At 71.2% G+C, this 24,057-nt stretch carries 22 protein-coding genes, 1 tRNA gene and 1 pseudogene; 12 read left to right on the forward strand and 12 right to left on the reverse strand.

Features of this window, described 5'->3' with window-relative positions; translation table 11 throughout:
• Positions 1–10 precede the first annotated feature (10 nt).
• Positions 11–319 carry a 4a-hydroxytetrahydrobiopterin dehydratase gene (locus DJ021_RS05785; RefSeq protein ID WP_111456644.1) on the reverse strand — a complete coding sequence of 103 codons (309 nt, stop codon included), beginning with the start codon at positions 317–319 and terminating at the stop codon, positions 11–13.
• On the reverse strand, positions 316–975 hold the full coding sequence (locus DJ021_RS05790) for an HAD-IA family hydrolase (RefSeq protein ID WP_111456645.1): 660 nt from the start codon (positions 973–975) through the stop codon (positions 316–318). Before DJ021_RS05790 ends, DJ021_RS05785 begins: the two co-directional genes overlap by 4 nt.
• A gap of 135 nt (positions 976–1,110) precedes the next feature.
• On the opposite strand from DJ021_RS05790, the gene DJ021_RS05795 reads away from it, so the two are divergent.
• Both DJ021_RS05795 and DJ021_RS05800 read left to right on the forward strand, forming a co-directional pair.
• Entirely contained in the window at positions 1,111–1,518 is a 408-nt protein-coding gene (locus DJ021_RS05795; RefSeq protein WP_133254951.1) for a VanZ family protein, read from the forward strand.
• A 141-nt stretch (positions 1,519–1,659) separates the two neighbouring features.
• Positions 1,660–2,124, forward strand: a complete 465-nt coding sequence (locus DJ021_RS05800; protein WP_111456647.1) for a helix-turn-helix domain-containing protein — start codon at positions 1,660–1,662, stop codon at positions 2,122–2,124.
• Between the two features lie 65 nt (positions 2,125–2,189).
• Here DJ021_RS05800 and DJ021_RS05805 read toward each other — a convergent pair.
• Positions 2,190–2,266 (reverse strand) — tRNA-Arg (locus DJ021_RS05805).
• Positions 2,267–2,433: 167 nt separating this feature from the next.
• Here DJ021_RS05805 and DJ021_RS05810 point away from each other — a divergent pair.
• On the forward strand, positions 2,434–4,356 hold the full coding sequence (locus tag DJ021_RS05810) for an outer membrane protein assembly factor BamB family protein (protein WP_111456648.1): 1,923 nt from the start codon (positions 2,434–2,436) through the stop codon (positions 4,354–4,356).
• Positions 4,357–4,366: 10 nt separating this feature from the next.
• On the opposite strand, the gene dnaJ is transcribed toward DJ021_RS05810, so the two are convergent.
• The 3 genes and pseudogenes from dnaJ to DJ021_RS05825 form a co-directional block, all read right to left on the reverse strand.
• On the reverse strand, positions 4,367–5,524 hold the full coding sequence (gene dnaJ, locus DJ021_RS05815; protein WP_111456649.1) for a molecular chaperone DnaJ: 1,158 nt from the start codon (positions 5,522–5,524) through the stop codon (positions 4,367–4,369).
• A gap of 175 nt (positions 5,525–5,699) precedes the next feature.
• Positions 5,700–7,625, reverse strand: a pseudogene (gene dnaK, locus DJ021_RS05820) (molecular chaperone DnaK); the annotation flags it as partial.
• 207 nt (positions 7,626–7,832) lie between these two features.
• A complete protein-coding gene (locus DJ021_RS05825) occupies positions 7,833–8,315 on the reverse strand; it encodes a hypothetical protein (RefSeq protein ID WP_243625911.1) in 483 nt (160 codons plus the stop codon).
• A 116-nt stretch (positions 8,316–8,431) separates the two neighbouring features.
• Here DJ021_RS05825 and DJ021_RS05830 point away from each other — a divergent pair, with 116 nt between their 5' ends.
• Positions 8,432–9,376, forward strand: coding sequence for a dienelactone hydrolase family protein (locus tag DJ021_RS05830; RefSeq protein WP_111456651.1), 945 nt, complete (start codon positions 8,432–8,434; stop codon positions 9,374–9,376).
• Between the two features lie 11 nt (positions 9,377–9,387).
• Here DJ021_RS05830 and DJ021_RS05835 read toward each other — a convergent pair whose 3' ends face one another.
• Positions 9,388–11,790 carry a PAS domain-containing protein gene (locus tag DJ021_RS05835; protein ID WP_111458990.1) on the reverse strand — a complete coding sequence of 801 codons (2,403 nt, stop codon included), beginning with the start codon at positions 11,788–11,790 and terminating at the stop codon, positions 9,388–9,390.
• Positions 11,791–11,966: 176 nt separating this feature from the next.
• On the reverse strand, positions 11,967–12,383 hold the full coding sequence (locus DJ021_RS05840) for a hypothetical protein (protein ID WP_111456652.1): 417 nt from the start codon (positions 12,381–12,383) through the stop codon (positions 11,967–11,969).
• A gap of 147 nt (positions 12,384–12,530) precedes the next feature.
• Between DJ021_RS05840 and DJ021_RS05845 the strand changes: the two genes are divergently transcribed.
• On the forward strand, positions 12,531–14,879 hold the full coding sequence (locus tag DJ021_RS05845) for a DNA translocase FtsK (RefSeq protein ID WP_111456653.1): 2,349 nt from the start codon (positions 12,531–12,533) through the stop codon (positions 14,877–14,879).
• On the opposite strand, the gene DJ021_RS05850 is transcribed toward DJ021_RS05845, so the two are convergent.
• Positions 14,876–15,130 carry a UvrB/UvrC motif-containing protein gene (locus DJ021_RS05850; protein WP_111456654.1) on the reverse strand — a complete coding sequence of 85 codons (255 nt, stop codon included), beginning with the start codon at positions 15,128–15,130 and terminating at the stop codon, positions 14,876–14,878. The genes DJ021_RS05845 and DJ021_RS05850 overlap by 4 nt on opposite strands.
• A gap of 103 nt (positions 15,131–15,233) precedes the next feature.
• Here DJ021_RS05850 and DJ021_RS05855 point away from each other — a divergent pair, with 103 nt between their 5' ends.
• A complete protein-coding gene (locus DJ021_RS05855) occupies positions 15,234–15,872 on the forward strand; it encodes a LolA family protein (protein ID WP_111456655.1) in 639 nt (212 codons plus the stop codon).
• Positions 15,873–16,099: 227 nt separating this feature from the next.
• Positions 16,100–16,906, forward strand: coding sequence for an exodeoxyribonuclease III (locus DJ021_RS05860; RefSeq protein ID WP_111456656.1), 807 nt, complete (start codon positions 16,100–16,102; stop codon positions 16,904–16,906).
• Positions 16,907–17,148: 242 nt separating this feature from the next.
• Here DJ021_RS05860 and DJ021_RS05865 read toward each other — a convergent pair whose 3' ends face one another.
• Positions 17,149–17,844: a response regulator transcription factor gene (locus DJ021_RS05865; protein ID WP_111456657.1), complete on the reverse strand. Its 696-nt coding sequence runs from the start codon at positions 17,842–17,844 to the stop codon at positions 17,149–17,151.
• 43 nt (positions 17,845–17,887) lie between these two features.
• Between DJ021_RS05865 and DJ021_RS05870 the strand changes: the two genes are divergently transcribed.
• Positions 17,888–18,391: a L,D-transpeptidase family protein gene (locus DJ021_RS05870; RefSeq protein WP_111456658.1), complete on the forward strand. Its 504-nt coding sequence runs from the start codon at positions 17,888–17,890 to the stop codon at positions 18,389–18,391.
• Here the strand turns inward: DJ021_RS05870 and DJ021_RS05875 are convergent.
• A complete protein-coding gene (locus DJ021_RS05875) occupies positions 18,388–19,056 on the reverse strand; it encodes a YggS family pyridoxal phosphate-dependent enzyme (RefSeq protein ID WP_111456659.1) in 669 nt (222 codons plus the stop codon). The two genes, DJ021_RS05870 and DJ021_RS05875, sit on opposite strands and share 4 nt — an antisense overlap.
• A 28-nt stretch (positions 19,057–19,084) precedes the next feature.
• Here DJ021_RS05875 and DJ021_RS05880 point away from each other — a divergent pair, with 28 nt between their 5' ends.
• Positions 19,085–19,696: a thiamine phosphate synthase gene (locus DJ021_RS05880; RefSeq protein WP_207801775.1), complete on the forward strand. Its 612-nt coding sequence runs from the start codon at positions 19,085–19,087 to the stop codon at positions 19,694–19,696.
• On the opposite strand, the gene DJ021_RS05885 is transcribed toward DJ021_RS05880, so the two are convergent.
• Positions 19,686–20,072 (reverse strand): NtrZ family periplasmic regulatory protein, encoded by a 387-nt coding sequence (locus DJ021_RS05885; protein ID WP_111456660.1) that lies wholly within the window; start codon positions 20,070–20,072, stop codon positions 19,686–19,688. The two genes, DJ021_RS05880 and DJ021_RS05885, sit on opposite strands and share 11 nt — an antisense overlap.
• 276 nt (positions 20,073–20,348) lie before the next feature.
• Here DJ021_RS05885 and DJ021_RS05890 point away from each other — a divergent pair, with 276 nt between their 5' ends.
• The 3 genes from DJ021_RS05890 (at position 20,349) to lptE (ending at position 24,057) form a co-directional block, all read left to right on the forward strand.
• On the forward strand, positions 20,349–20,819 hold the full coding sequence (locus DJ021_RS05890) for a DUF3576 domain-containing protein (RefSeq protein WP_111456661.1): 471 nt from the start codon (positions 20,349–20,351) through the stop codon (positions 20,817–20,819).
• Positions 20,820–20,938: 119 nt separating this feature from the next.
• Positions 20,939–23,536 carry a leucine--tRNA ligase gene (gene leuS, locus DJ021_RS05895; RefSeq protein ID WP_111456662.1) on the forward strand — a complete coding sequence of 866 codons (2,598 nt, stop codon included), beginning with the start codon at positions 20,939–20,941 and terminating at the stop codon, positions 23,534–23,536.
• Positions 23,536–24,057, forward strand: a complete 522-nt coding sequence (lptE, locus tag DJ021_RS05900) for an LPS assembly lipoprotein LptE (RefSeq protein ID WP_111456663.1) — start codon at positions 23,536–23,538, stop codon at positions 24,055–24,057. Before leuS ends, lptE begins: the two co-directional genes overlap by 1 nt.

Genomic DNA, 24,057 nt, shown 5'->3' on the forward strand with positions numbered 1-24,057 from the left:
TCGTTCTCCCTCAATCCTTCGCCGCGAGGCTTTTGGCCGCCTCGTCCATGAACTTCGCCAGCCTGACGTCCAGCTCGGTCACCCCGTCGGCGTCGTGGGTGGCCAGCGTCACCTCCACGCGGTTGTAGACGTTGAACCACTCCGGATGGTGGTCGAGCTTGTCGGCCATCAGCGCCACCCGCGTCATGAAGCCGAAGGCCGCGTTGAAGTCGGCGAACCGGTAGCTGCGGTGGATGGCGTCGCGCCCGCCCTCGACGGCCCCCCAGCCGGGCAGGGCCTTCAGCGCCTCGGCGGCGCCGATCTTCGCCGGCCGGGTCACGCCGCGGCCTCCGCATCGAAGATCAGGCCGGTGGCGGCCGAAAGCTCGGCCAGGGTCTGGTCGACGTCCGCGACCTTGATCGCCCTCATGCCCAGCTGCGCGGCCGGCTTGCAGTTGATCCCCAGGTCGTCGAGGTAGACGCAGGCCTGCGGCTTCACCGCCAGCAGCTCGCACATCATCAGGTAGATCCGCGGGTCGGGCTTGCGGACGCCGGCCTTGGAGCTCTCGATGATGGCGTCGAACAGCGGCATCACCTGGGCCATCGCGCCGGCCGCCCGCTGACCCTCGTCCTGGCCGGGGCTGTGCATCGAGACCACGTTGTTGGTGATGCAGCCGACCTTGAAGTGCGCCTTGCAGGCCTTCAGCGCCGCCACCATCCGCGGCCGCAGGGCCCCCGACAGCAGCGGCAGCACCTCGCGGCCCGGCAGCGGGTGGCCGAGCGCGGTGGATTCCTCGAGGAACAGCTGGTCGAAGCGCGCGGCGTCGATCTCGTTGCGCTCGAACAGCGCCCAGGCGTTGTCGTGAGGGTTGGCCGAGTTGATCCGCCGGATCAGGTCCTTCGGCAGGCCGTTGTCGGCCTCGTAGCGGTTGAAGGCCTCGAAGGGCGAGGAGGTGAACACCCCGCCGAAGTCCCAGATCACCGCCTCGACCGCCATCGTCCGCTCCGCACGCTTCCCGACTGCGGCGGACGCTAGTTAGGGCGGCGAGCGCGTGCAAGCACGCCGGCCGATCTGCTATCAGTGGGCGATGGCCGCCCGCTCCCCGACCGCCGCGCCCGTGGCCCCCGCGCCGTGAGGCCCGATCCCGCCGCCCTGCCGCGTCCGATCCGCCTGGCGCTGTTCGCCCTGGCGGTGGCGGTGCTGCTGTTCCTCTGCCTCGCCCCCACCAGCGATCTGCCCAAGGAGCACCTGTGGGACAAGGCCGAGCACGCCATCGCCTGGCTGGTGCTGACGGCCCTCGGCCTGGCGCTGTCGCCGAAGCGGCCGCTGCGCATCGCCCTGTTCGCCATCGGCCTGGGCGCCGGCGTGGAGATCCTGCAGGCCACCATGGGCTTCGGCCGGGACGGCGACTGGCGCGACCTGGTGGCCGACAGCCTGGGCGTCGGCGTGGCGCTGCTGTCCTGGTCGATGTTCAGCCGGCGCGTCGCCCGGCTCGCCCTGCGAGACGGCGAGGCCCCATCGACGGCGGCCGATCTTTGACGGACGGTTGCGCGACAGCTGTTCCACAGTTGCGCTAGGCGTCGCCGGAGGAAGGCCCTCCGGCGCGAGGCGGTCGTGTCGTCTTGTCGCATCCGACGGCTAAAATTCGGCGGCTGCGCCAAAAACTGCTACGTCGCCGGCGTGGAACATGAGCTCAAGCATCTGGTGGCGCGCCGCTATCCGGCCATCGCGACCGACCTCCTGTCTCCGCTGCTGAAGCTCCTCAGCGTCTCGCGTCAGTACTGCGGCGACGTGGACACCTTCCTCGTCGTCCTGGTCGTCGCCATCCAGACGACCCGCCACGGCGGCTTCGCGGCCAGAACGCCCGAGCAGTTGCTCAGCGGCGAGATGCCGGTCTTCCCCGGCCTGGGCACCAATGGACGCTCGATCGCCGAGTCGCTGGGGATCCCGAAGGAGACGGTCCGGCGCAAGGTCGCCGAGCTGATCGAGATGGGCTGGTTCGCGCGCAGGGACGGCAAGCTCTACTTCACCGCGGAGGCCTACAGGCAGCTGGCCCCCGTCCGCGACCAGCTCGAGACTCTCGCCGTGCGCTACTACAAGACCGTCGCCGCCCTCCGCGAGGCGCCCACCGAGCAGGCGTCGTAAGACCCGCCTTGCCACGCCCCGCGTCCGCGGGAGCTGCCGCTTCGCGCTTAAGTCATTGATTTCGCTGGCGCACCCGACACGATTCGAACGTGTGACCTTTGCCTTCGGAGGGCAACGCTCTATCCAGCTGAGCTACGGGTGCGTCTTCAGCGGAAGGCGTGTCTAGCCGAAAGGACGGCCGGCCGCAAACCATCCGTCCGCCGGGCCCGTCGCGGCGCATTTCCACGAACAAATTGTGCCCTCGGCCCATATCGTTAAGCTTGACCCAGAAGCCGCCTCGAAGCGGCCGACGAGGTCTGGGGGAAGCAGATGGAATTGGGCAGGATCACGGCGGCGCTGGCCGCCGCGGGGGCCGGCGCGCTGGTGCTGGCCGCGGCGCTCGGCGGCGGAGCGGCCCTGGCGCAGGGTCACGGCGAGGCCGAGCAATTCCCCTCGCCCGGCAAGGACGTCTTCGACCGCAACTGCGCCGCCTGCCACGCCGGCGCCGATCCGCAGAGCCGGGCCCCGGCGCTCCGCGCGCTGCAGACGATGAGCGCCTCGACCCTCACCACCGCCCTGACCAGCGGCGTCATGCGCGCCCAGGGCGCCGCCCTGTCGCCGCGCGACCTGCGCGACGTGGTCGCCTGGCTGGCCGCGCCGGACGCGCCGGCCGGCACGGCCTGGATCGAGTCCCACCGGTGCCCGGCCAGCCGGCGGACGGTGGACCTGAAGCCCGCCGCGACGCTGGCCGGCTGGGGCGCGGGCCCGGAGAACACCCGGCGGCTGAGCGCCGCCAAGGCCGGGCTGAAGACCGCCGACCTCGGCCGGCTGGAGGTGGCCTGGAGCTTCGCCCTGCCGCGCACCACCGCCCTGCGCTCGCAGCCGGTGATCGTCGGCTCGACGATGTTCTACGCCGCCACCCAGGCCAACACCCTGCTGGCGCTCGACACCCGCACCGGCTGCGTGAAGTGGGCGGTTGAAACCCCGGCCGGCATCCGCACCAGCCTGGCGTTCGGGCCGCTGGGGCCGAGGGGGCCGCTGGCGCTGATCGGCGGCGACAACGCCGGCCAGCTGCAGGCCATCGACCCCCGGGACGGCAAGCTGATCTGGCGGGTCGATCCGCGCCACGACAAGACCGCCCCGCTCACCGGCTCGCCGCTGCTGGTCGGCGGCCGCATCCTGGTCCCGATCTCCGCCTCCGACGTGGCCGCAGCGGGGCGGCCGACCTTCGAATGCTGCAAGGCGCACGGGGCGCTGGCCGCCCTCGACGCCGCCACCGGCAAGGTGCTGTGGACCTTCCACACCATGGCGGCCGCCCAGCCGCTGGGCCGCAAGAACGCGGCCGGGACCGACGTCTATGGGCCCTCCGGCGCGCCGATCTGGTCCTCGCCGGCGGTGGACGTCCGGCGCGGACTGGTGCTGACCGGCACCGGCGAGAACACCTCGCCGCCGGCCACCGGGACCAGCGACTCGGTGGTGGCGCTGGACCTCGCCACCGGCAAGGTGCGCTGGACGCACCAGGCGCTGAGGGACGACGTCTGGAACATGTCCTGCCCCTCGGGGCGCGACAGCGGCCGCAAGCCGGGCGTGAACTGCTTCTTCTATGACTCCGCCAGCGTGCTGCGCGACCACGACTTCGGCGCCGGACCGGTGGTGTTCCGCCAGGGCGGCCGCGACGTGGTGCTGGCCGGCCAGAAGTCGGGCGACGTCTGGGCGCTGGACGCCGGCAGCGGCAAGGTCCTGTGGCGGCGCACCTTCGGGCCGGGCACGGCGCTGGGCGGCGTCCACTGGGGCATCGCCACCGACGGGGTGCGCGTCTTCGCCCCGGTCAGCGATCCGGGCGTGCCGGACGCGGTCTCGGGCGCGGGCCTGCACGCCATCGACGTGGCCAGCGGCAGGATCGCCTGGGAGTGGAAGGCCGGGGCCGACTGCGGCGGCGGCCGCGACGCCCGGGTCGCCGGCTGCGCCTTCCACTACGGGCTGTCGGCCGCGCCGCTGGTGATCGACGGGGCGGTGCTGGCCGGCTCGCTGGACGGCAAGCTGTGGATCTTCGACGCCGCCACCGGAAAGGTGCTCGGCGTCCACGACACCGCCCAGCCGTTCAAGCCGGTCAACGGCCTGCCGGGCGCGGGCGGTTCGATCGACGCCACCGGGGTGTTCGCCGGCGACGGCATGGTGTTCGTGAATTCCGGCTACGGCCAGTTCAACCAGCAGGCCGGCAACGTGCTGGTGGCGTTCCGGCCGAAGCGGTGACGGCCGGCGCCTAGACGCCGGTCACGTCTTCCCAGAAGCGCTTGGCCTTGCCGATGAAGTTGGCGGACTTCGGGTGCTGTTGCTCGCCGCAGGAGCCGCAGAACTCGCGCAGCAGCTCCTTCTGGCGGGCGGTGAGCTTGGTGGGCGTTTCCACGAACAGCTCGACGACCAGGTCGCCGCGCTCGCGCGAGCGCAGCGAGGGCATGCCGCGGCCCTTCAGGCGCACGGTCTTGCCGGTCTGGGCGCCTTCCGGCACGCGGACGGTCTGCTTGCGCTCGCCGTCGCAGTTGTCGCCGCCCATCAGGCAGGGAGCCTCGATCTCGCCGCCAAGCGCGGCGACGCCCATGGGCACCGGCACGGTGCAGAGCAGGTCCAGGCCGTCGCGCTCGAACAGCTCGTGCGGCCTCACCGACAGGAAGATGTAGAGGTCGCCGCGCGGACCGCCGCGGGCCCCGGAGTCGCCCTCGCCGGCCAGCCGGATGCGGGCGCCGTCGTCGACGCCGGCCGGGATGCGGACCGACAGGGTGCGCTCGACCCGCACCTGGCCGGCCCCATGGCAATTGCCGCAGGGGTCGAGGATCAGCCGGCCGGAGCCGCCGCAGCGCGGGCAGGCCCGTTCGATGGAGAAGAAGCCCTGCGTCGCCCGCACCCGGCCCGCGCCGCCGCAGGCGTTGCAGGTGGTGGGGCTCGTGCCGGGCTTGGCGCCCGAGCCCTCGCAGGTCTGGCAGGTCATCGCCGCGGGGACGGTGATCTCCACCTCGGAGCCGGCGTAGGCCTGCTCCAGGGTGATCTCCATGTCGTAGCGCAGATCCTGGCCGCGGGCCGGACCGCCGTGGCCCCGCTGGCGGCCGCCGCCGAACATGTCGCCGAAGACGTCGCCGAACACCTCGTTGAAGATGTCGTTGACGTCGTGGAACTGGCCGTTGCCCGATCCGCCGCCGCCGTTGCCGTTGACGCCGGCATGGCCGAAGCGGTCGTAGGCGGCGCGCTTCTGCGGGTCGGAGAGGATCGAATAGGCCTCGTTGATTTCCTTGAAGCGGCCGCTCGCATCCTCGCACCCGCCGTTGCGGTCGGGGTGGTGCTCCATCGCGAGCTTGCGGAAAGCGGACTTCAGCGCCGCTTCGTCGCAGCCGCGCGTGACGCCCAGGATCTCGTAATAGTCCCGCATCAAACTGTCAGGCGCTCAAAATAACGTTGCTGGTGAATGAGGTGGGAAGACCCCCGCCCGGCTGCAAGGCTTGTGACCGAGCGGGCGGGGGCCCCGTATCGCGCAGAAGCGGCGGCGACGTCCCCAGTGACGGCCTTGTCGCAGAACACGCTCAAGGCCGCCATGGGGCGCGTTGTCACGCCGACTTCTTCTCGTCGCCGTTCACTTCCTCGAACTCCGCGTCGACCACGTCGTCCGAGCCGGCTTCGGAGGCCGGCTGGGCGCCCTCCTGACCGGCGGTGTTCTGGGCGTTGTACATCGCCTCGCCCAGCTTCATCGAGGCCTGGATCAGCGCCTGGGTCTTGCTGGAGATGACCTCGGCGTCGCCGCTTTCGATCACGCCCTTCAGCTCGTCGATCGCCGTCTGGATGGCGGTCCGCTCGGCTTCGCCGACCTTGTCGCCATGCTCCGCCAGCGCCTTCTCCGAGGAGTGCAGCACCGAGTCGGCCTGGTTCTTGGCCTCGACCCCGGCCTTGCGCTTCTCGTCGTCCGCCTTGTTGGACTCGGCTTCCTTGACCATGGCGTCGATGTCCGAATCCGAGAGGCCGCCGTTGGCCTGGATGCGGATCGACTGTTCCTTGGAGGTGGCTTTGTCGCGGGCCGAGACGTTGACGATGCCGTTGGCGTCGATGTCGAAGGTGACCTCGACCTGCGGCACGCCGCGCGGCGCCGGCGGGATGCCCACCAGGTCGAACTGGCCGAGCATCTTGTTGTCCTGCGCCATCGGGCGTTCGCCCTGGAAGACCCGGATGGTCACGGCCGACTGGTTGTCGTCCGCGGTCGAGAAGGTCTGGCTGCGCTTGGTCGGGATGGTGGTGTTTCGCTCGATCAGCGGGGTGAACACGCCGCCCAGCGTCTCGATGCCCAGGGTCAGCGGGGTCACGTCGAGCAGCAGCACGTCCTTGACGTCGCCTTGCAGCACGCCGGCCTGCACGGCCGCGCCCAGCGCCACGACTTCGTCCGGGTTCACGCCGGTGTGCGGCTCACGGCCGAAGAAGGCCTTCACCGTCTCCACGACCTTGGGCATGCGGGTCATGCCGCCGACCAGGATCACTTCGTCGATGTCGGACTTCTTGAGGCCCGCGTCCTTCAGCGCCTGCTCGCAGGGGCCGACGGTCTTGGCCACCAGGTCCTCGACCAGGGCTTCCAGCTTGGCGCGGGAGACCTTGATGTTGAGGTGCAGCGGGCCCGAGGCGTTCATCGAGATGAACGGCAGGTTCACCTCGTACTGGGTGGTGAAGGAGAGCTCCTTCTTGGCCTTTTCGGCCTCTTCCTTCAGGCGCTGCAGGGCCAGCTTGTCCTTGCGAAGGTCGACCGAGGTCTCCTTCTTGAACTCGTCGGCCAGGTAGTCGACGATCCGCAGGTCGAAGTCCTCACCGCCCAGGAAGGTGTCGCCGTTGGTGGACTTCACCTCGAAGACGCCGTCGCCGATCTCCAGGATCGACACGTCGAAGGTGCCGCCGCCCAGGTCGTAGACCGCGATCTTCTTGCCGTCGTTCTTCTCGAGCCCGTAGGCGAGCGCCGCGGCGGTCGGCTCGTTGATGATCCGCAGGACTTCCAGGCCGGCGATTTTGCCGGCGTCCTTGGTGGCCTGGCGCTGGGCGTCGTTGAAGTAGGCCGGGACGGTGATGACCGCCTTCTCGACCTTCTCGCCGAGGTGCTGCTCGGCGGCTTCCTTCATCTTCTGCAGGATGAAGGCCGAGACCTGCTGCGGGGAATAGTCCTTGCCCTGGGCGCGCACCCAGGCGTCGCCGGTCGGGCCCTTGACGATCTCGTAGGGCACCATGCCCTTGTCCTTCTCGACCATCGGGTCGGAGGAGTTGCGGCCGATCAGCCGCTTGATCGCGAAGAGGGTGTTGGACGGGTTGGTGACCGCCTGCCGCTTGGCGGGCTGGCCCACCAGGCGCTCGCCGTCCTCCAGGAAGGCGACGACGGAGGGCGTGGTCCGCGCGCCTTCGGCGTTCTCGATCACCTTCGGCGCCTTGCCATCCATGATGGCGACGCACGAGTTCGTGGTGCCGAGGTCGATGCCGATAATCTTGCTCATAGAGAGTCTTGCTCGCTCCTTGTTGGCGGACGTTGCGGGGAAGCCTTCAGATGAAGCGCCTTGGTTGCCACGTCCCCGGTTCGATCAGGTCTCCGCTGCTTCCGCCCACGAGACCTCCTTATGGGAAATCTTCCTCGCGGGGAAACCAGCGTCGCAAGCCGATATGGGGAAAGTTGGGGGCCCTGCAAGAGCGAATGTCCCTAATGGCGGCAAGGACATGGCTCAGGTTCGCCGCCACGCGGGGCTGGCATTTGCATAAAGCTCGGCGGGATGCGGCGCGCGCGCGCCGCGCCCGGCCAGGAAGGCGTGCTGCACCACCATCGCCTGCTGCTCGATATTGAGCCGGGCGAAGTCGGCCCCGCCGGTCAGGTCGTAGGCGTAGGCGGCGGCGGAATCGCCGGCCCGGATCTTGGCCCACAGCAGTCCCACCCCGTTCTGCGCCTGCCAGACGTGGGTGAGCTCGTGCACGAACACCGCCTGCAGTCCCAGCGGCGCCGTCGCGAAGTCCTCCGGCGCCTGGGCGGCCGGCCAGACCAGCAGCCGCGAACCGGTGACAAAGGCGCGGTTCCAGACCGGCAGGGCCAGCAGCCGCACCTTGGCGGCGTCGAGGCCGGCGCCGAACATCTCGGCCGCCAGCGCGCGTTCGCCGGCGGTGAGGCGGCGGAACGCGAGCGGTTTCATCCGGGCGGCGGCCAAGGTCTGCATCTCCACCTCATGACGCCCGCCCGCGGCATCCGGTTCCGAGCGGCGGGGCTTTGACTCCGCCCACCCGCCCGGCGCAGGATCGCGACCTCGATCCGAGACCTTCGCGGAGGCGTCCCTTGGTCACTCTCACCCGTTCCGACGGCAACTGGGCCGGCGATCTCAACCTGTCGCGGCGCAGCATCGCCCTGGCGCTCGCCGGCGGCTATGCCGTGGCGGCCTTCTCGGCCGACGCCGAGCCGATCCACACCGACGAGCAGGGCCTGGTCACCGCAACGGTCGAGCTGCAGGCGACCGACCGCAAGATCCCCGCCTACGTCGCCCGCCCGGCGGCCGCCGGGCGCCACCCGGCCATCCTGGTGTACTCCGAGGTGTTCGGCGTCCACGAATGGGTCCGCGACGTCTGCCGCCGGCTGGCCAAGGCCGGCTACGTGGCGATCGCCCCCGACTTCTTCGTGCGCCACGGCGACCCCTCGAAGCTCACCGACTTCAACGAGATCCGCAAGATCGTCGCCCAGGCCACCGACAAGGAGGTGGCCGGCGACACCACCGCGGCGCTGAGGTTCCTGAAGGCCCAGCCCTATGTGGACCCCGCGCGAATGGCGGTCGTCGGCTTCTGCTGGGGCGGCGCCAAGACCTGGCTGGCGGCGGAGCGGTACCCCGACTTCAAGGCCGGCGTCGCCTGGTACGGCCCGCTGGCGCCCGCCAAGACCCCGAACCCGCTCGACCCCGGCGCCCAGGCGCCGCTGCAGCTGGTCAAGGACCTGCACGCCCCGGTGCTCGGCCTCTACGGCGGCAAGGACCAGGGCATCTCGCAGGCCGACGTCGAGGCCATGCGCGCGGCGCTGAAGGCGGCCGGCAAGACCGGCAGCGAGCTGATCGTCTATCCCGAGGCCCAGCACGGCTTCCTCGCCGACTACCGGCCGAGCTACGACGCCGCCGCCGGCCAGGACGGCTGGAAGAAGATGCTGGCCTTCCTGGCCGCGCACGGCGTCGCCCCGACCGCCCCGTCGAAGGCCCCCACCAAAGCCCCGACCAAGGCCAAGGCAAAAGCGAAGGCCTGACGGCGACCGCCTCAGCGGTCGATCAGCTCGCGGATCTTGGCGCCCAGGGCGGCCATGGCGAACGGCTTGGTGATGATCTCCATGCCGGCCTCCAGGTGGCCATTGCCGATGGCGGCGTTCTCAGCGTAGCCGGTGATGAACAGCACCTTCAGGTCCGGCCGGACCGTGCGGGCGGCGTCGGCGACCTGCCGGCCGTTGATCCCGCCGGGCAGGCCGACGTCGGTGATCAGGAGGTCGATGCGGGCGTCGGACTGCAGGATGCGCAGGCCGCCGGGCCCGTCGGCCGCCTCCACCGCCGTGTAGCCGTTGTCCTCCAGCACCTCGACCACGAGGCTGCGCACGGTCGGCTCGTCGTCGATGACCAGCACGGTCTCGCCCTCGCCGGGATCGATCGCCGCCGCCGCCGCCACGTCCTCGGCCACCTCGTCGGGGCCCGTGTAGCGGGGAAGGTACAGGCACATGGTCGTGCCCTTCCCGAGCTCGGAGTAGATCCGCACCTGGCCGCCGGACTGCCGCACGAAGCCATAGATCATCGACAGGCCGAGCCCGGTGCCCTCGCCCAACGGCTTGGTGGTGAAGAAGGGGTCGAACGCCCGGGCGATCACCTCCGGCGTCATTCCGGAGCCGGTGTCGGTGACGTGGAGGGCGACGTACTGGCCCGGCGTCAGGTCGCGCTCCCGCGCGGCGCGGTCGTCCAGCCACTTGTTGGCCGTCTCGACGGTCAACCGGCCGCCGGCCGGGGCCATGGCGTCGCGGGCGTTGATGCACAGGTTGAGGAGCGAGTTCTCCAGCTGCGAGGGATCGACCCGGGTCCGCCACAGGCCCCCGGCGCCCACCACCTCCACCTCGACGTCGGGGCCGACGCTGCGCCGGATCAGGTCCTCCATGCCGGCGATCAGCCGGTTCGCGTCCACCGGCTTGGGGTCCAGCGTCTGGCGGCGCGAGAAGGCCAGCAGCCGCTGGGTCAGGGCCGCCGCCCGCCGCGAGGCGCCCTGGGCCGCGGCGATGTAGCGTTCGATGCCGGACAGCCGACCGTCGCCGAGCCGCTTCTCCAGCAGCTCCAGGTTGCCGCTGATCCCGGCCAGGAGGTTGTTGAAGTCGTGGGCGATGCCGCCGGTGAGCTGGCCGACCGCCTCCATCTTCTGCGCCTGCCGCAGGGCCTCCTGGGCCTGGGCCAGCTCGGCTTCGGCGGCCTTCTCCTCGGTGATGTCGCGGCCGCTGCAATAGACCATGCCGTCCTCGGGCACGCCGACCCACGAGATCCACCGGTGACTGCCGTCCTTGCAGCGGTAGCGGTTGGGGAAGCGGATCGCCGGCTGGCCTTGCTGGGTCAGGTCGAAACCGCTGCGGGTGCGCTCGACGTCGTCGGGATGGAGCAGCTCGAAGATCGACATGCTGGCGACCTCCTCCTCCGACCAGCCGAGCACGCTCTTCCAGGCCGGGTTGGAGGTCTCGAAATAGCCCTGCGAGTTGAGCGCGCCCATCAGGTCGGGACTGACCTGCCAGGTGCGGCCGCGGGCCTGGGTGCGCTCGATGACCTTGCGTTCCAGCGCCGCGTTCAGCTCGCGAAGGCGCGCCTCGCTTTCCCGCAGCGCTGCGGCGGCGCGGTAGGCGTCGGTGACCTCATAGCCGCCGATGAAGATCCCGTTGACCTCGCCCTTGGCGTCGCGGGTCGGCTCGAACAGGAAGTCGATGTACTGGGTCTGGTCGCTGCCGTGCAGGCGCAGCTCCATGCCCCGCGCCACGTGCCGTTCGCCGGTCGCATAGACCTGGTCCAGCAGCGGCAGGAAGGCCTGCCCCGTCAGGTCCGGGAACACCTCGGCGAAGGTGCGGCCGAGGAATTCGCTGCGTTCCGAGATCGTCACATAGGCTTCGTTGACGTACTCGTAGACGTGCTCCGGCCCCGACAGCACGCCCACGAACCCCGGCATCTGGCGCAGCAGCTGGCGCTGGCGCTCCTGCTCCGCCTGGATCCGGCGGTCGGCGAGCACCCGCTCGCTGGTCTCGACCACGATGGCGATCACCCCGCCCGGGCGGCCGCTCTCGTCGATGACCGGGGAGTAGTCCAGGTTCATCCACACCTGCTCGGGCTTGCCCGAACGGTAGAGCGTCATCTCCTGGTCGCGGTAGGCCAGCACCCCGCCGGCGAGGCCGACCTTCATGACGTTGTCGTTGAAGTCCGCCGCCTCGGGCCAACCCTCCCGCACCTTGCTGCCGAGCAGTTGCGGGTGGCGGCCCCCGGCGAAGACCGAATAGGCGTCGTTGTAGATCATGACGCCGTCCTCGCCCCACAGCAGCACGATCGGCACCGGCGAATGGACGAGCAGGCCGACGGTGGTCTTCAGGCTGCCGGGCCAGGCGGCGATCGGCCCGAGGGACGCCGACCAGTCGTAGGCCCGGATGCGCGCGGCCATCTCGCCGTCGCCGCTGAGGAAGCGTATCGTCGCCCTGCCCTGGGCGATGTTGTCGTCGGCCACAATCAGTCCCCCTGGACGCGAAGACGCACGCGCCGCTCCAACGTGACGTCCCAGAGAGCCGATCGGTTCCCGGATAACTGCGCCGTGGCGCCTGCCTGGGCCGGCCCGAATGCCTAGTGCGGCGGATCTTCGGACGGCGGCGGGGTGACGCTGTCGAGCAGGTCGCCCACGCGGTCGCCCGCCGCCGGCGGCGTGATCAGGGTCGGGGCGCCCGGCGCGGCGCCGTTGGCCGCGGCGCTGTCGGCGGCGGCCAGCCGCTCGGCGGCGGCGGCGTCCCGGGCCTTCTTGTCGGCGTCCTGCTTGGCCTTCTCTTCCGGCGTCAGCTCGGGCGGCGGCGGCGGGCCTTCGATGCGTTCCTGGCTGAGCGGGGTGGCTTCGGTGGCCTGGATCATGGTCGACGGCGCCTCACCCGGCGCCTTCTCGCCGGGCAGCCGGCCGCGCGACGGGGCGTTGATCACACCCATGGAAAAGGAGCCGACGGCGGCCAGGCCGATCAGTCCGGCGACGACCTGCAGAACGCGGCGGGGCATGGTCCATTGCATGGCGCGGGACCCTAATGCGGCGAGGCGTCGAGCGGAAGCGGCATCCGGCCGCAACCGCGTGCGAACGCTCAAAGTAAATGGGCTCTTAACCGTCTCGCCCGCAAACAGGAGCTGGATTTCGGACGGAGCGGATGCATGGCGCGGGCGGCGCGGAAAACGGGCACGGAGCTCGTCCTGCACATCGCGGGGCTGGCCTGGGGGCACCCGAACACCGCCCGGCTGCGGGGCGGCCTGACCGCGGCGGCCGGGGTCGGCCTGGCTGTCGCCTTCGCCACCTACAACGCCGCCGATCCCAGCCTCAACGCCGCCGGCGCCGCTGCGCCGCTGAACGCCCTGGGCCGGCCCGGCGCGGCCCTGGCCGACATCGGCGTGCAGTCCCTGGGCCTCGCCGCCGGCGTCGCCGCCCTGTTGATGGTGGTGCTGGGCCTGTCGCGGGTCGCCGCCGCCCAGCCGGAGCTGAGCCGGGGCCACCTGCGCCTGCGCGCCGCCGTCGGAACGCTCGGCCTGCTGGCGCTCGCCGGCGCCCTGGCCTGGCCCGCGCCGCCCGCCGCCTGGCCGCTCGCCAAGGGCCTGGGCGGCTTCTGGGGCGACGCCGTCCTGCACGGCCTGGCCGGCCTCATCGCCTACGCCCACGTGCCGCTGGCGCAGCCGGTCGCCGCCCTGGCGCTCGTCGCCGGCGCGGTGTTCGCCCTGGGCTACGGCATCGGCCTGTCCCGCATGGACCTGGAAGGCGCCGGCGCCTGGCTCACCGCCCGCCTGCAGCCCAAGCCCAAGCCGCCGGTCAAGCCGGAGCGCGCCGCCCGCGTCGCCCGCCGCGAGGCCGCGGCGCAGGGGATGGCCGCCGCCCTCGATCCGGCCCCCGACGCCCCCGGCGAGGGGGAGTCCGCCGGCCCGCAGCTGAAGGTCAAGGCGCCCAAGGCGCCGCCGAAGGAGAGCTTCCGCGAGCAGCGCGAGGCGCAATCCACCTTCGACTTCGTCAAGCCCGGCGGCTTCGCCCTGCCCGAGCTCGGCATGCTGGCCAAGCCCAAGCCCCGCGCCGCCCAGTTCGACGAGGGCGCCCTGCGCCAGAACGCCCAGCTGCTGGAGAGCGTGCTGGCCGAATTCGGGGTCCGCGGCCAGGTGGACCAGATCCGCCCCGGCCCGGTGGTCACCCTCTATGAGCTGGTGCCCGCGGCCGGCGTGAAGTCGGCCCGGGTGGTGGCGCTGTCCGACGACATCGCCCGCTCGATGAGCGTCGCCGCCTGCCGGGTCTCCGTGGTCCCGGGCCGCAACGCCATCGGCATCGAGCTGCCCAACGCCCGGCGCGAGACCGTCTACCTGCGCGACCTGCTGGCCTCGACCGAGTACGAGCGCGGCGGCCAGAGCCTGCCCATGGCGCTGGGCGAGACGATCGGCGGCGAGCCCTACATCGCCGACCTCGCCAAGATGCCCCACCTGCTGATCGCCGGCACCACCGGCTCCGGCAAGTCGGTGGGGGTCAACGCCATGATCCTGTCGATCCTCTACCGCCTGCCGCCTGAGCAGTGCCGGATGATCATGATCGACCCGAAGATGCTGGAGCTGTCGGTCTACGACGGCATCCCCCACCTCCTGGCCCCCGTGGTCACCGACCCGAAGAAGGCCATCGTCGCGCTGAAGTGGACCGTGCGCGAGATGGAGGACCGCTACCGCCGGATGTCGAAGATCGGCGTCCGCAACGTCGCCTCCTACAACGAGCGCGCCAAGGAGGCCGCCGCCAAGGGCGAGCACTTCGAGCGGACGGTGCAGACCGGCTTCGACGACGCCGGCCGGCCGATCTACGAGAGCGAGCGGCTGGATCCGGAGCCGATGCCCTACCTGGTGGTGATCATCGACGAGGTCGCCGACCTGATGATGGTGGCCGGCAAGGACATCGAAGGCGCCGTCCAGCGGCTGGCGCAGATGGCCCGCGCCGCCGGCATCCACCTGATCATGGCCACCCAGCGCCCGTCGGTGGACGTCATCACCGGCACCATCAAGGCCAACTTCCCGACCCGGATCTCCTTCCAGGTCACCTCGAAGATCGACAGCCGCACCATCCTGGGCGAGCAGGGCGCCGAGCAGCTGCTGGGCCAGGGCGACCAGCTCTACATGGCCGGCGGCGGCCGCATCACCCGCCTGCACGGCCCCTTCGTCTCCGACGGCGAAGTCGAGACCGTGGCCAAGTTCCTGCGCGACCAGGGCCAGCCGCAGTACCTCGAGGAGGTCACCGCCGGCGGCGAGGAAGAGGGCGAGGCCGGCGACCTGGGGTTCGGCGGCGAGGGCGGCGAGAGCAACGACCTCTACGACCGCGCCGTCGCCGTGGTCACCCGCGACGGCAAGGCGTCCACCAGCTACATCCAGCGCCGCCTGCAGATCGGCTACAACCGCGCCGCCTCGCTGATCGAGCGCATGGAGCAGGAGGGGGTCGTCGGCCCCGCCAACCACGCCGGCAAGCGCGAGATCCTGGTCAGCGCCGCCCCCTAGCGGCTGCGCCGGCCGCCCGGCTTGTGGCCCTTGGTCATCGGGTCCGGCTTCTTCGGCAGCGGCCGGGCGGGATCGCGGACGTAGTCCTCCTGGCTGGAGCCCAGGCCCATGCGCCCGGGGACCTGTTCGCGCAGGTTGCTTTCGCCGCGTTCCAGCCGGCCGATGGCGTCGCGCAGCGCCGCGGCGGTCTCGTAGTCTTCTTCGGCCACCGCCTTGGCCAGCCGTGCCTTCAGGGTCTCGATCGGGTCCATGGCGTCGGAACGAGCCTCCAAGCTTGGGCGTTGCACGACCCGCCCCGATTGAGCCCTATTGCCGCCCCGCGGGGGCGCTAGCATCCTGCGCATGGAGTCCCCGATGAGTCTCACCCGCCGCAGCCTGACGCTGGCCCTCGCCGCCGCCCCCTTCGCGACTGCCGCCGTCGCGCAGTCCGCCGGGCTTTCCGCCGCGGACCAGGCGCTGGTGCAGCGCGCCACCGCCTACCTCCAGGGCCTGACCGAGGCCCGCGGCCGCTTCACCCAGACCGATGCGCGGGGCCTGACCACGGAGGGCGAGGTCTACCTGCAACGTCCGGGCAAGGCGCGGTTCGCCTATGCGCCGCCGTCCGGCCTGCTGGTGGTCTCCGACGGCGCGGCGGTGTCGGTGCAGGACACCCGGCTGAAGACCTTCGACAAGTACCCGCTGTTCGCCACCCCGCTGTCGCTGTTCCTGGCCAAGAACATCCGCTTCGACCGCGGCGTGCAGGTGACGGCGGTGAGCCGTCTCGCCGACGGCTTCACCATCACCGCGCGCGACGGCAAGAAGCAGACCGCCGGCCAGATCGCGCTCACCTTCACCGACGATCCGCTCGGCCTGGCCGGGTGGACGGTCACCGACGCCCAAGGCCGCGCCACACGGGTGCGCCTGCTGGGCCTGGAGCGGGCCTCGGGCCTCGATCCTTCGCTGTTCGTCCTCAAGGACCCTCGCCCGAAGAACGTCGGTCGCGGAAAGGTGTGATGCGCAAGTCACGGGCAAGCATTAACTTTTGATCTGTTGACTTTTCTTCATAGTTGTGGCGTTAATATCACTACCACGTCGGCGCCCTGTGCTCCGGCGTGCCGTGCCGGAATCTATCCCCTCCCGGCGGCGGCATGAGAGACAACTGGACGCCCGGGCTTCTCCAGTGCCCGGGCGTTTCTTTTGCCGCGTTGGCTTTGCCCGCGGCGGCGCCATATGAGCACCGCATGCGCCTTCGGATCTGCACCTGGAACGTCAACTCCGTCCGCCTGCGTCACGAGCAGGTGGCCCGCTTCGTCGCCGACCAGGCGCCCGACGTCGTGTGCCTGCAGGAGATCAAGTGCCGCGAGGGCGAGTTCCCGCGCGAGGCCTTCGTGGAGATGGGCCTGCCGCACCTGAAGATCGCCGGCCAGAAGGGCTGGCACGGAGTGGCGATCGCCTCGCGCCTGCCGCTGGCCGACGCCCCGCCGCTGGACGTCTGCCGCGAGGGCCACGCCCGCTGCGTCGGCGCGGTGGTCGCCGGCGTCGAGATCCACAACTTCTACATCCCGGCCGGCGGCGACGTGGCGGACCGCGAGGCCAACCCGAAGTTCGACCACAAGCTCGACTTCTACGAGAAGCTCACCGCCGAGTTCTCCCGGCGCGACCCCAAGGCGCCGCTGGCGGTGGTCGGCGACCTCAACGTCGCGCCCGGCGAGTTCGACGTCTGGAACCACAAGTACATGTCGAAGGTCGTCAGCCACACGCCGGTCGAGGTGGCGGCGATGGCGGCGCTGAAGGCCTCGCTCGGCTTCATCGACCTGCCGCGCGCCCAGGCGCCGGAGCCGGAGAAGCTGGCCTCCTGGTGGAGTTATCGCGCCGCCGACTTCCGCGCCTCCAACCGCGGCCTGCGGCTGGACCACATCCTGGTGACGCCGGGCCTGAAGGACGCCGCCTTCCGCCTCGGCTCCGCCGCCTCGCGCATCCACGACGACGTCCGCGAATGGGAGCGCCCCTCCGACCACGCCCCGGTCAGCGCCGACCTGCTGCTTTAAACAAAAATTCCTCCCCCGCCGGGGGAGGTGGCCCACAGGGCCGGAGGGGGTCAGCGCCGACCTCGGAGGACCCCCTCAGTCAGCTTCGCTGACAGCTCCCGGGAGCAACTGTGCGGCCAAAGTTCCTCCCCCGCTGGGGGAGGGGGACCGCGAAGCGGTGGAGGGGGTCAGCACAAACCTCGGAGGACCCCCTCAGTCAGCTTCGCCGACAGCTCCCCCAGAGGGGGAGCAATTTGGGGGCGCTAGGGCGCCAGCCGGTACCCGCCGGCTTCGGTGAGCAGCAGCCGGGCGTTGGCCGGGTCGCTCTCGATCTTCTGGCGCAGCCGGTAGACGTGGGTTTCCAGCGTGTGGGTGGTGACGCCGGCGTTGTAGCCCCAGACCTCGGCCAGCAGCTCCTCACGCGACACCGGCTTCTCGCCGGCGCGGTAGAGGTACTTCAGGATGTTGGTCTCCTTCTCCGTCAGCCGGATCTTCCGCTGGTGGTCGTCCACCAGCATCTTGGCCGCCGGGCGGAACTCGTAGGTCCCCAGGCGGAACACCGCGCCCTCGGAATGCTCGTGGCTGCGCAGCTGGGCGCGAATGCGGGCCAGCAGCACGGCGAACTTGTAGGGCTTGACCACGTAGTCGTTGGCGCCGGCGTCCAGCCCCTGGATGGTGTCGTCGTCGGCCGCCGCCGCCGTCAGCATGATCACCGGCGCGGCGACACCCAGCCGGCGCATCTCGCGACAGGCCTCGCGGCCGTCCATGTCCGGCAGGTCCACGTCGAGCAGCACGAGGTCGGGCCGCTCGTCCTGCGCCATGCGGATGCCGTCCTTCGCCGTCGCCGCCTCGAGCGCCGTGAAGTCTTCCGCCTGGAGCTGTTCTGCGACCGCGCCACGAAGGTCCGCGTCATCGTCGACGATGAGGAGGGTCTTGCGTTGAGCCATGCTGCGGAACATGCACCGTATCTAGGGTGTGGGGCAAAAACATTCAGGAGCCGCCGTGAACTTCACCGCAACCGCCGACGGGCTGCTCGACCTGGGCGACCGCAAGGTGCGCTGCGCCCTGGGCCCGAGCGGGGTCGTCCCGGCCGCCGACAAGCGCGAGGGCGACGGCGCCTCGCCGGCCGGGGTCTGGCCGATCCGCCGCGTGCTCTACCGTCCCGACCGCGGCCCGGCGCCGCAGACCGCGCTGCCGGTCGCGGCCTTGAGCCGCGACGATGGCTGGTGCGACGCGCCCGGCGACCCGGCCTACAACCGCCCGGTCAAGCTGCCCTACCCGGCCAGCGCCGAGGCCATGTGGCGCGAGGACGGCATCTACGACCTGGTGGTGGTGCTGGGCCACAACGACGACCCGCCGGCGGCGCCGATGGGCTCGTGCATCTTCCTGCACCTGGCGCGGCCCGAGTTCGCGCCGACCCAGGGCTGCGTGGCGGTCGCCCGCGAGGCCCTCGAGCACCTGCTCGCCCGGGCGCGCCCGGGCGACACCCTGGAGATCCGCGCCTAGCTGCGCGCCCCGAACACCGCCGAGCCGACGCGCACGCTGGTGGCGCCGAAGCGGATCGCGGTCTCGAAATCGCCGCTCATGCCCATTGAGAGCTTCGAAAGCCCGTTGCGGGCGGCGATCTTCGCCAGCAGGGCGAAATGCGGCCCCGGCGGCTCGTCGGCCGGCGGGATGCACATCAGGCCTTCCGGCTCCAGGCCATAGGTCGTGCGGCAGGCCGCCAGGAAGGCGTCGGCGTCCGGCGGGATGACCCCGGCCTTCTGCGGCTCCTCGCCGGTGTTCACCTGCACGTAGAGCCGCGGACGGCGGCCCTGCCGCTGCGCCTCGTCGGCCAGCGCCCGGGCGAGCTTCTCCCGGTCCAGCGTCTCGATGACCTCGAAGAAGGCCACCGCCTCCTTGGCCTTGTTGCTCTGCAGGGGGCCGATCAGCCGCAGCTCCAGCCCCTCGGCGCGGCCGTCCCAGCGGGCCCTGGCCTCCTGCACGCGGTTCTCGCCGAACACCCGCTGGCCGGCGGCGAGCACCGGCGCCACGGCCTCCCAGGGCTGCTGCTTGGAGACCGCCACCAGCGTCACCGCGGCGGGATCGCGGCCGCAGGCTTGCGCGGCGCGGGCGATCCGGGCCACGACATCGGCGTAGGCGGCGGCGGGATCGGAAGGGGAGGCGGTCATTTCAGGGATCTGGCCAGGGTTCTGGACCTTGCGGCGGACGGCTGCGCTCTTAAAGCGGCGTGCGGCCCGGCGGAAGGGGCTGAGGGGGGGCAGGCGGCTGCCGGCCCTGCTGTTCTTCACCGACCCGGCGCGGACGCCCGACCCGGAGGCCATCGCCCTGACCCTGCCGGCCGGCGCGGCGATCGTCTTCCGGAGCTTCGGGGCGGCCGACGCCGACGCGCGCGCCCGGCGGCTGCTGGCCATCGCCCGGACCCGGCGGCTGAAGCTCCTGATCGGCGCCGACGCTGCGCTCGCCGGGCGTATCGGCGCGGACGGCGTCCACCTGCCCGAGCGGCTGGCGCCCCGCGCCCGCGCCCTGAAGACCGCCCATCCCGGCTGGATCGTCACCGCCGCCGCCCACTCCCTGCGCGCGGCGCGAGCCGCCCACGCCGCCGGCGCGGACGCGGCGGTGGTCTCCGCGGTGTTTGCGAGCCGCAGCCCCTCGGCCGGCCCGCCGATCGGGCCCCTGCGGCTGGCGGCCCTGGTCCGGCGCGCCGGGCTGCCGGTCTACGCCCTCGGCGGCGTCGACGAAAAAACGGCCCGCCGTCTGGCGGACGCGGGCCTGGTCGGTCTGGCGGCTGTGGAGGCGTTTAGAACTTGAAGGAGGATTCCAGCCGCACGCGGGGCTGGCCTTCGTCGGGGGTGAGCTTCTTCGGCCCCTGCATCAGCTGCTGGTCGCCCAGCGCCACCGCGCCGCCGACCTGCAGCGACGGCGTGATCCGGTAATAGGCGCCGGCGGCCACGTCGTTCCAGGTGGACGGCCGGGCGTCCGGCTGGTCCATGTTCAGCGTCAGGCCCCAGCGGCCCTTGCGCGCGTCCCACTTCAGCGACTTCAGGCCCGCAGGCGCGGTCGCCGAAGGTTCGGTGCGCACGGTGAAGTCCAGGGGATTGGCCTTGTCGGCAGCCTGCGCCGCGCCGGCGACCGCGCCCAGCAGCGCGGTCGCGACGATCAGCGAGGTGATCCGACGAGACGACATACCCAACATATAGCCCCTATGCCCCGCGTTCGCAGCCCTCAGTTGGCCTGGGGGTCCGCAAGGTCAGGGCCGATTAGAGAAGGCTGTGCCGTCAGGTCAACCTCCTCTCTGGCCGCAGGGGTCCAATGGCCGCCACAATCGTCTCCCCCTGTGGCGGCAAGGCCACGCGATTCCTGTTTGGCGTGGCATGCACCATTGTTATAGAGGGCGCCACGCTGGGGCGGCGCCGTAGCGCGTCCGTATGGCGCGACGGATTTCACTTGGAGACGGACACACATGCCGTTTGTGCGCGGAACTTTGATGCGGCGCGTCTCGGCCGGAGCCCTGGCCGTGGCCCTCGTGGGGCTGGCGGGTTGCTCACACGGCCCGCGGCTGTTCGGCGGCTCGAAGAACGCCACCGCCCCGGCCGCCAGCTCCGGCAGCATCGGCGTGAACGGCTATCTGTGGCGCGCCACCCTCGACACCCTGGCCTTCATGCCGCTCGCCTCGGCCGACCCCTACGGCGGCACGGTGATCACCGACTGGTACGTGAACCCGGAAAAGCCGGACGAGCGCTTCAAGTGCACCGTCTACATCCTGGATTCGCGCCTGCGCGCCGACGGCCTGAACGTCACCGTCTTCAAGCAGGCCCGCGACGCCTCCGGCGCCTGGGTCGAATCGCCGACCGCCAGCCAGACCGAGACGGACATCGAGAACGCCATCCTGACGCGGGCCCGCCAGCTTCGACTTTCGAACATCAAGGGCTGATCGCCCTCGTTCTTCGCAAAGCCGGCGCGGCCGACATCCCGAGCGTCCACGACACAGGCGCTCGGGTTCCTTCAGGGGCCTGTTGACCGGACGTCCAACTCCAGTCCAAAGGCCGCCTCATGGCCCGCTACAACCCGAAAGAAACCGAACCCAAGTGGCGTAAGGCCTGGGACGACGCCGACGCCTTCCGCGCGACGATCGATCCGGCCAAGCCCAAGTACTACGTGCTGGAGATGTTCCCGTACCCGTCGGGACGCCTGCACATGGGCCACGTGCGCAACTATTCACTCGGCGACGTCATCGCCCGCTTCAAGCGCGCCCGCGGCTTCTCGGTGCTGCACCCGATGGGCTGGGACGCCTTCGGCCTGCCGGCCGAGAACGCCGCCATGGAGCGCGGCGTCGATCCCAAGGCCTGGACCTACGACAACATCGCCCGGATGCGGGCCGAGCTGAAGCAGCTGGGCCTGTCCATCGACTGGAGCCGCGAGTTCGCCACCTGCGACGTGGCCTACTATGGCCAGCAGCAGGCCTGGTTCCTGGAGCTGTTCCGTCGCGGCCTGGTCTACCGCAAGGAGGGCGTGGTCAACTGGGACCCCGTCGACCAGACGGTGCTGGCCAACGAACAGGTGGTCGACGGCCGCGGCTGGCGGTCCGGCGCGGTGGTGGAGAAGCGCAAGCTGAACCAGTGGTTCCTGCGCATCACCGACTACGCCGACCAGCTGGTCGACGACCTGAAGACCCTGGACCGCTGGCCGGACAAGGTCCGCACCATGCAGGAGAACTGGATCGGCCGGTCGAAGGGCCTGCGCTTCCGGTTCCACTTCGCGGGCGCGCCGCCGGTGGGCTTCTCCGAGGGCCTGGAGGTCTACACCACCCGCCCCGACACGCTGTTCGGCGCCAGCTTCGTCGGCGTCGCCCCCGACCACCCGCTGGCCGAGGAGATCGCCGCCGCCGACCCGAAGGCCGCCGCCTTCATCGAGGAATGCCGCAAGGGCGGCGCCTCGCAGGCGGAGATCGACACCGCCGAGAAGCTCGGCTTCGACACCGGCCTGCGGGTCAAGCACCCGTTCGATCCCAGCCTGGAGCTGCCGGTCTGGATCGCCAACTTCATCCTGATGGACTACGGCGCCGGCGCGATCTTCGGCTGCCCGGCCCACGACCAGCGCGATCTGGACTTCGCCCGCAAGTACGAGCTGCCGGTCCGCGCCGTCGTGCTGCCGCCCGGCGAGGACCCGCAGGCCTTCACCGCCCACATGGCGACGCGGCCGCAGGAGGCCTACGTCGGCCCCGGCGTGATCATCAATTCGCAGTTCCTCGACGGTCTCGACGTCGAGACCGCCAAGGCCGCCGCCATCGACCGCATCGAGGCGGACCGCGACGGCGTGGGCGCCACCGTCTACCGCCTGCGCGACTGGGGCGTGGCCCGCCAGCGCGGCTGGGGCTGCCCGATCCCGGTGGTCCATTGCCCCGACGACGGCGTCGTCCCGCTGCCCCGTAGCGCCCTGCCGGTGGCGCTGCCCGACGACCTGGAGTTCGGCAAGCCGGGCAACGCGCTGGACCGCCACCCGACCTGGAAGCACACCACCTGCCCGCAGTGCGGCGGACCGGCGACGCGCGAGACCGACACCCTCGACACCTTCGTGGACTCGTCCTGGTACTTCGCCCGCTTCGCCAATCCGGACAGCCCGGATCCGGTCGACAAGGCCGCCGCCGACTACTGGCTGCCGGTCGACCAGTACATCGGCGGCATCGAGCACGCCGTCCTGCACCTGCTCTACGCCCGCTTCGTCACCAAGGCGCTGGCCGACGAGGGCATGGTCTCGGTGCGCGAGCCGTTCGCCGGCCTGTTCACCCAGGGCATGGTCACCCACGAGACCTACCGCCGGCAGAACGGCGACTGGGTCGAGCCGCGCGAGGTGGAGCTGGTCGCCGAGGGCCCCACCCGCGGCGCCCGGCTGATCGAGTCCGGCGAGCCGGTGGTGATCGGCGACATCGAGAAGATGGCCAAGTCCAAGCGCAACGTGGTGGCGCCGGAGGAGATCTTCGACGTCTACGGCGTCGACGCCGCGCGGCTGTTCGTGCTGTCCGACTCGCCGCCGGAACGCGACACCCAGTGGTCGACCTCCGGCGTGCAGGGCTCCTGGCGGTTCGTGAACCGGGTCTGGGAGGAGTTCGACAGCCAGCCGCCGCAACTCGACGCCGCGAGCCAGGGCGGCGAGACCGCGCCGCACGAGCTGCGCCGCGCCAGCCACCGGCTGATCAAGGCGGTGACCGAGGCCATCGAGGGCTTCCGCTTCAACTCCGCGGTCGCCCGGCTCTACGAGTTCCTCAACCTCCTGAAGGCCCATCCGGCCTCGGCGGGCCCGGCGGTGGCCGCGGCGCGCCACGAGGCGCTGTCGGCGTTCGCCCGCCTGATCGCGCCCTTCACCCCACACCTGGCGGAAGAATGCTGGGCGCGGATCGGCGGCCAGGGCATGGTGGCCGAGGCCCCGTGGCCGACCTTCGATCCGGCGCTGACGGAAGACGCCGTCCGCATCCTGCCGGTGCAGGTGAACGGCAAGCGGCGGGGCGAGATTTCCGCGCCGGCGGGAGCCGAGCCCGCGGACGTGGAGAAGATCGTGCTTGACGACCCGGAGATCGCGCGGCGCCTTGAGGGCCTGACCATTCGCAAGGTGATCGTGGTGAAGGATCGCATCGTCAACATCGTGGCCGCCTGATGCGCGCGCGCCTCGCCCTCGCCCCCACCCTCGCCCTGGTCCTGGCCCTCGGGGCGTCCGGCCTCGCCGGTTGCGGTTTCACGCCGCTCTACGCGCAGCCCGGCGTCACCTCGAACCTGGCTGCGATCGACGTGGTCGCCCCGCAGGGCCGCACCGGCTTCCTGATCCGCCAGCACCTGGACGACGCCTTCGCCAAGAACCGCACCATCGCGCCCGAGTACCAGATGCACCTGGCGCTGGGCGAAGCCCGCTATCCGCGCGGCGTACGCATCGACAACGTCGCCACCCGCTACGAGTACGTGCTGACCGCCGACTATTCGCTGACCCGCCTGCCGTCCGGCTCGCTGGCCAAGCGCGGCCGGGTCCGCGTCGAGCTGACCTACGACAGCGCCGACCAGCCCTACGCCTCCATCGCCGCCCAGCAGGACGCCCAGGACCGCGCCGCCCAGGAGGCCGCCCGGCGCATCCAGCTGGAACTGGCCGTCTGGCTCGCCAACGGGGCCAAGCCGCAAAAGGGCTGA

The sequence above is a fragment of the Phenylobacterium hankyongense genome (assembly GCF_003254505.1).
In the GTDB taxonomy this organism is placed as follows: Bacteria; Pseudomonadota; Alphaproteobacteria; order Caulobacterales; family Caulobacteraceae; genus Phenylobacterium; species Phenylobacterium hankyongense.